Consider the following 6,264-nt stretch of genomic DNA (forward strand, 5'->3'; position numbering starts at 1 on the left):
GAAAATCCTTCATTCTTACTCAATATGAATGCGGGTCACCCGAAGGACCGGAACATCGCCGGAGCGGTCGAAAAAGTAGAGTTGGTTCCGGTCGTCTATATGTTTCGGATGAAAGACCGTGTAGAATTCCTGTCTCATGGTGAAATCGTCGTCAATCTGCGAATACCCGACGTAGGCGCCCGTCTCGGCATCGAACAGTTCCAGGTAGTAGTCTGCATCGTTTCCTTCGGCCACTGTAACGAAATGAAAAAGCCACTCATCGTTGGCGAAAAGATGATTGCTTTGCAACAACATCTGGTAGCGGTATGAACCTGCCGGATCCCCTCCACTGATCATACCATGCACCTTGCGCGCCATTTCAAAGAAATCTACATCCTGATCGAGCTGCCGGTAGGGTGTGGGGTTTGAAAAGCGGCTGTTGATCCCCTGAACGGTGGTCTGCAATTTGTCCTCAAGATAGGTATAGTTGATCATGAAAAGGGTTCCCTTGAATACCCGGTGGGTGAAGGCAAGCTGATTGCCGGGGAGACCTGCCATGTTATAGTGGTTTGGTGAACGGGCAATACGCCGTTCGATGAGCAGGTCGGGATCCCACATCTTTTCATATATATCCAACACGCCGTGATACTGGGTGTCCAGATCCCGGGACATGAATTTAATGACCCTGTTGTCCATCTCTTCGACTCTGTCGGAACCTACTTCTCCCCGGTAGTCTTTAGCTGTCACCGCCAGCGTTGAGTCGTCGATGGGGACGATATTGTGGCCGCCCGACCAGTCTGACTTGAAGCTGTGTGACCGGTGACTTTCTCCCAGTTCATAAAAATATGTGATGCGCTGGGACCGCGTGTCCAGTGCAATGAGTTCTCCGTCCTTCCCTATGGTCATCTCGTCCATATCCAGGAACTCCCCGGGTCCCCGGCCCCGGCCACCAAACCGGGTGATAAAATTTCCCTCTGAATAGAAAACCCGGATGGACAGATCCTGGCCCGCCAGGTAGATGCGACCCACGGTGTCCGTGGTCACATGCAGTGGGTTGGCGATCATGTACTCCTCGGGGGCGTTCTCATCCTGGCCTATAACCATGACCTCTTGGAAGGATATCTCCAACTCCTGTGCGCCGGCTATCTGACCACCTACGAATAACCATGCCACAACAATCAGGCAGGCAAGACGAATTGAATATGCAAATAGGGCAGGGGACCACGGAGTAACTGTCGTAGGTAAAGGAGTGGATGTATTCATAATTCAAGGCCTTTTCCGTTGTTTACCCGTAACAAGAGCACGCAGTATGCGCTTGTATAGTTTACTACTTATTTAACACTCTGTAAATTTGTAAGATTGGAGATCTTTGGCTTTTAGTTCAAATTGGGGGTTGACATCCAAGGCCGAACCGCTTAGATTTCTCGCATTTCCAAAAGACATCTGTTGATGATAGAGCAAGTGCGCATAGCCTTAAACGAACGACGCCGCCGCCCGAAAGGGCGAAATACTTGATCTCTATCCATCATTAAGTATTCGCCCGCTCACTCTCACGATTGAGCGGGCTTTTTTTTTGTAACTCACAAAACGTTTAAGGCTATGAACCATTTCCTTTCCATCGGCGGCAACGACCCGTCCTACATTCAGCATCTGCTGCGGCAAAGCCGGTACCTTCACACCAATCCCTCCATCAAAACCCTGGAGGGCAAGAATATCCTCTTCTGCTTCGAGAAGCCCTCCTTGAGAACCAAGGTGGGAACCGAGGTGGCCATCAACGCCCTTGGCGGCGATGTGATCCACATCTCTCCGGAGGCCTTTCTGGGCGGCAAGGTGGTGCATCCCTCCGAGTTTGAATCCGACGTGCCCGAAGAGCGCGAGGCGCTCAAGGACACCGTGAAGAACGTATCGGAGTGGTGCGACGCCATCTTTGCCCGGGTCTACCGCCACCAGACACTCACCACGCTGGCCTCCTTTTCAGGTATCCCCATCATCAACGCCCTCTGCGACAAGCACCATCCCATGCAGGCGCTGGCCGATCTTTACACTTTGCAGGAGAAGTTCGGAGAGGGACACCAGCTCACCGTGTCATTCGTGGGCGATGCCAACAATGTGGCCTTTTCGCTCATCGAGATCCTCCTGATGTCCGGCCATGAGATCCGCTTTGCAGGTCCCCGCGAGTACTACTGGGACAAGCAGCAGCTGCACCATTTTATCCAGCTGGCCAAGCGGCACCGGGGTACCTTCACCCACTCCACCGATCCTTTGAAGGCCGTCAGCGGCGCCGACGCCGTCTACACCGACGCCTTCGTCTCCATGGGCGAGGAGAAGATCTACGACGAGAAGCTGGCCGCCTTCCGGAAATACCAGGTAAACGGCGAGCTCTTCGAAAAGGCGCCCTCCCATGCGGGCTTCATGCACTGTCTGCCTGCCCACCGCGGGGTGGAGGTAACCGACGAGGTGCTCGACCACGAAAACTCCTGGATCTACGACCAGGCGTGCAACCGGATGGTGGTCTCCAAGGGGGTCTTCAGCACCCTGCTGACCGACAGCCAGGCTGCCTCCCCGGTAGCGTCGCGCCGTCAGCTGGCCGCCGAGGCCTGAGCACCGGGTGCCTCTTTCCGCACGAAACCTTTTTTATCTCCAATTTTCAAGAATACGTAACCATGCAACAGCAACACTACCATAAAACCGCTTCCCACGAAGCCGAGAAAGGAACCTTCGACACCTGCCTGCTGCTCTACAGCGGCGGCCTGGACACCAGCGTCATGCTCAAGTGGATACAGCAGGAGTACGAATGCGAGGTCATCGCCCTGGCCATCGACCTCGGCCAGCGCGCCGACAACCTGGAGTGGATCCGCGAGAAGGCGCTCTCCCTCGGGGCCAAAGAGGCCGTCGTCTATGACGCGAAGGAGGAGTTTGCCGAGCTCTGCCTGGAGTCGGTCCGCGCCAACGCCGACTACCAGGGCGGCTACGCCCTGGGCTGCCCGCTGGGACGGGTCATGATCTCCCGGGTCGCCGTACGCCTTGCCGCCGAATACGGCTGCCAGGTTATCGCCCACGGCTGCACCGGCAAGGGCAACGACCAGGTGCGCTTCGAGAGCTATATCACCACCTTGGATCCCTCCCTGAAAACCATCGCCCCGGTTCGGGAGTGGTCCATGGGACGAGACGAGGAGATCGAATATGCCCTGGCCAACGACATCCCGGTCGAGCAGACCAAAGAATCTCCCTACTCCTACGACGAAAACATGTGGGCCAACACGGGGGAGGGGGGCGAGATCGAGGATCCGGGCAAGATTCCCCCGCTCGGTAACATCCTCAAGTGGTGCAACACCCCGAAGGAGGCACCCGACAAGGAGGAGATTGTCTCTGTCGGCTTCGAAGAGGGACGTCCCGTAAAGCTCAATGGAGCTCCTGTGAAGCCGGCTGGGCTGATCACCGCTCTCAATGACCTGGGCGCGCGGCACGGGGTGGGTTATTTCCACCTGATCGAGGACCGCGTGGTGGGACTGAAGGTGCGGGGCATCTACGAGAATCCGGCCGCGCACATCCTCATCCAGGCGCATAAAAACCTGGAGCAGCTGGTCTCCACCCGCGAGGAAAATGAGCTCAAGACGCTCATGGACACCAATTGGGCCTACCTCTGCTACGGGGCCAAGTACTTTGAGCCGGTCATGGATAACATCCGCGCCTTCATCGACAACCAGAACCGAAAGGTGACCGGCACGGTGAAGCTGCGCCTCTACAAAGGCAACTGCGAGGTGGTGGCCCTGGAGTCGCCCTATTCGCTCTTCGACGAGAACCTGGCTACCTTCAACAAGTCGGCGGCCTTCAACCAGAATGCCTCCGCAGGCTTCATCGAGCTTTGGAACCTGCCACAGAAAACCGCCTACAACCTCAAAAAGGGAGTCAAACAGCATGTCTAAACTCTGGGAAAGCGAACACGGAAAGACGCAGAACGACAAGACAGGGAACCGAGCGGGACTTCGCCGCAAGGTGGAGGCCTTCACCGTGGGGGAGGACTATCTGCTGGACCGCAGGCTGCTTCCCTACGACCTGCGGGCCTCCAAAGTGCACGCGGAGGCGCTGGTGCACGCCGGCGTACTCGATGAGGAGGAGTGCGTCCGCCTGCAGGAGGCGCTCGACGAAATTCACGGCCTGTGGAAGGCGGGGGATTTCGAGATTCTTCCAGAGCAGGAGGATTGCCACACCGCCATCGAAGAGTTCCTGACCGACAAGCTGGGGGAGCTGGGACGAAAGATTCACGCCGGGCGCTCCCGCAACGACCAGGTGCTGGTGGCCATGCGCCTGCTGGAGAAGGACGGGCTCAAGCAGGTGGTCGGTGGCGTAAAGCTGCTGGCCGAGACGCTATTGGACCAGGCCAGGCGATACGACGGAGTGCCTATGCCGGGCTACACTCACACCCGCAAGGCCATGCTCTCGTCCGTTCCGCTTTGGCTTGCCTCCCTGGCCGAGATGCTGATCATGGACCTGGAGGCGGTGCGCGGAGCATGGCGGCAGGCCGACCGCTGCCCCCTGGGTACGGCCGCCGGCTACGGCACGGCCTTCGACCTGCCCAGGGAGGAGACGGCCCGCAAGCTGGGCTTCTCGCGTCCCCTGGTGGCCTCCCTCGCCGCCCAGAACACCCGGGGGAGGGTGGACCTGCAGGTGGTGCAGGCGCTGGAGGCGGTGGGCTCCACGCTGGCCCTTTTCGCGGACGACCTGCTTGATTTTACGGCCTCTGAACGGGGATTCTTTGAGCTGGACGACGTCTTCTGCACCGGCTCCTCCATCATGCCGCAAAAGCGTAACATCGACACTGCCGAGTTGATGCGCGCCCGTCATGCTGAGCTCGCGGGATCGGCGCAGGCCATCCGCATGAATATCAACGGCCTGGGATCCGGCTACCACCGCGACCTTCAGCTGGCCAAGGGTCATGTCATACGGTCGCTGGATACCATCCTGGAGATGCTGGAGATGGCCACCCTTTTGGCCGAAAGCCTGCGGCCGGTAGAGGAGAATCTGCGGGCGGCCTGTACGCCCGAGCTCTTCGCGGCCGACCGGGCTAACGAGCTGGTCAGAGAGGGGCTTTCCTTTCGGGATGCCTACCATCGTGTTAAAGAGGAGCTGGATAATTTGGAGGCGGACGACCCCGAGGCCAACCTGCGGTCCAAGACCCACCTGGGCGCCCCAGGTAACCCGGGTGTGGAGGAGCTGCGAGAGGAAGTGAGGGCTTTTCGGCTGGAACTAGACCGCGATTGACGCGGCGCACAACGCCAATATGCCGGTCTCTTTTGCGCTGGAGAGATTTTTAATTTATACTGGCAGTATCAAATTCTGCCGGTCCATGCCGGCCAGGCTATCATCAAGCATCGGGCCATGAATGATACCGCAACAAATTCCGACGCCAATCGCACCCAGAAGATGCGGGAAAGGGGAGACGACCTGTACCACGTTGGACTTCTTTTCTGGTTTATTTCCGTACTGCTGGATCACCTTGAGGTTGATGCGCTGTGGACGGACGGGGCCATCGGCATCTCCTATCTGTGTGTTGTCGGGGGACTGACGGTCACCTTTATATACAATGAGAAGGGCGGCTGGAAACGGAAGCTGAACGGTTTTTTTCTGCTCTTTCTGCTTGCCGTGACGGTATGGCTGCTCTTCACCTTTTAAAAACCAGCGACATGTCTGAAACAAATAACTCCAGCTCTGCCCGTCGCATGATCGTGGACATAGCCCATGAAACAGCCAGGTTCGGGCTTGTGCTTTTGATACTTTCGCTGCTGCTGATTCGCCTGGACCGCGGTGTGCTGGCCCTGGAAGTTACCGCAATGATCCTCATTCTGGGGCCACATATTGCCATACTGATCTACAGCCATAAAAAAAGCGAGCGTCATTCCGCCATGCGCATCCTGGGACTTGTCGTATTGCTTCTGGTTATTGCGGCGATAATGTGGTACCTGTGATGCATACGGAAGATACATCCAGGGACCAGAGCATGCTGAATAGGGCTGACCGTATGTCTATGCCCATCATTGTTTTATTCATTATTTCTGAAATCATGCACTACCTCGGCTGGCCCTACTGGAAGCCGATGGTGCTGACAGCACTGACCCTTGCCACCCTGCAGTCCGCCATGCTCATTTATTACGCGGAAAAGGGCACATGGAAACGACGTTGGGGAGCAGGCTTCTTTGTGGTACTGATCCTGCTGGCCGTTTTCCTGTTTCTCGGATCACAAGGCTGGTTGTAGGTATTTCATAATAATTAGATTTCAGAGTAAGT

The 6,264-nt window shown here is 57.0% G+C and carries 7 protein-coding genes; 6 read left to right on the forward strand and 1 reads right to left on the reverse strand.

Annotation, left to right across the window (positions count from 1 at the left end):
• Positions 1-15: 15 nt before the first annotated feature.
• Positions 16-1,083 (reverse strand): 6-bladed beta-propeller, encoded by a 1,068-nt coding sequence (locus U5K31_00425; GenBank protein ID MDZ7771207.1) that lies wholly within the window; start codon positions 1,081-1,083, stop codon positions 16-18.
• Between the two features lie 495 nt (positions 1,084-1,578).
• Between U5K31_00425 and argF the strand changes: the two genes are divergently transcribed.
• The 6 genes from argF to U5K31_00455 all read left to right on the forward strand — a co-directional run bounded on the left by argF (position 1,579) and on the right by U5K31_00455 (position 6,232).
• Positions 1,579-2,580, forward strand: coding sequence for an ornithine carbamoyltransferase (gene argF, locus U5K31_00430; GenBank protein ID MDZ7771208.1), 1,002 nt, complete (start codon positions 1,579-1,581; stop codon positions 2,578-2,580).
• Between the two features lie 62 nt (positions 2,581-2,642).
• Positions 2,643-3,905, forward strand: coding sequence for an argininosuccinate synthase (locus tag U5K31_00435; protein MDZ7771209.1), 1,263 nt, complete (start codon positions 2,643-2,645; stop codon positions 3,903-3,905).
• Positions 3,898-5,241 carry an argininosuccinate lyase gene (argH, locus tag U5K31_00440; protein ID MDZ7771210.1) on the forward strand — a complete coding sequence of 448 codons (1,344 nt, stop codon included), beginning with the start codon at positions 3,898-3,900 and terminating at the stop codon, positions 5,239-5,241. The genes U5K31_00435 and argH overlap by 8 nt, the downstream gene beginning before the upstream one ends.
• A 117-nt stretch (positions 5,242-5,358) precedes the next feature.
• Positions 5,359-5,652 (forward strand): hypothetical protein, encoded by a 294-nt coding sequence (locus U5K31_00445; GenBank protein MDZ7771211.1) that lies wholly within the window; start codon positions 5,359-5,361, stop codon positions 5,650-5,652.
• An 11-nt stretch (positions 5,653-5,663) separates the two neighbouring features.
• A complete protein-coding gene (locus U5K31_00450) occupies positions 5,664-5,945 on the forward strand; it encodes a hypothetical protein (protein MDZ7771212.1) in 282 nt (93 codons plus the stop codon).
• Between the two features lie 59 nt (positions 5,946-6,004).
• Entirely contained in the window at positions 6,005-6,232 is a 228-nt protein-coding gene (locus U5K31_00455) for a hypothetical protein (protein ID MDZ7771213.1), read from the forward strand.
• Positions 6,233-6,264 lie beyond the last annotated feature (32 nt).

The organism is Balneolaceae bacterium (genome assembly GCA_034521445.1).
Taxonomy (GTDB): domain Bacteria; phylum Bacteroidota; class Rhodothermia; order Balneolales; family Balneolaceae; genus JAXHMM01.

Excerpts from the sequence above, each read along its gene's own strand:
- U5K31_00455 (MDZ7771213.1), top strand. The coding sequence starts at position 6,005 with ATGCCCATCATTGTTTTATTCATTATTTCTGAAATCATGCACTACCTC.
- U5K31_00450 (MDZ7771212.1), top strand. The coding sequence starts at position 5,664 with ATGTCTGAAACAAATAACTCCAGCTCTGCCCGTCGCATGATCGTGGAC.
- argH (MDZ7771210.1), top strand. The coding sequence starts at position 3,898 with ATGTCTAAACTCTGGGAAAGCGAACACGGAAAGACGCAGAACGACAAG.
- argF (MDZ7771208.1), top strand. The coding sequence starts at position 1,579 with ATGAACCATTTCCTTTCCATCGGCGGCAACGACCCGTCCTACATTCAG.
- U5K31_00435 (MDZ7771209.1), top strand. The coding sequence starts at position 2,643 with ATGCAACAGCAACACTACCATAAAACCGCTTCCCACGAAGCCGAGAAA.
- U5K31_00425 (MDZ7771207.1), bottom strand. The coding sequence starts at position 1,083 with ATGGTTATAGGCCAGGATGAGAACGCCCCCGAGGAGTACATGATCGCC.
- U5K31_00445 (MDZ7771211.1), top strand. The coding sequence starts at position 5,359 with ATGAATGATACCGCAACAAATTCCGACGCCAATCGCACCCAGAAGATG.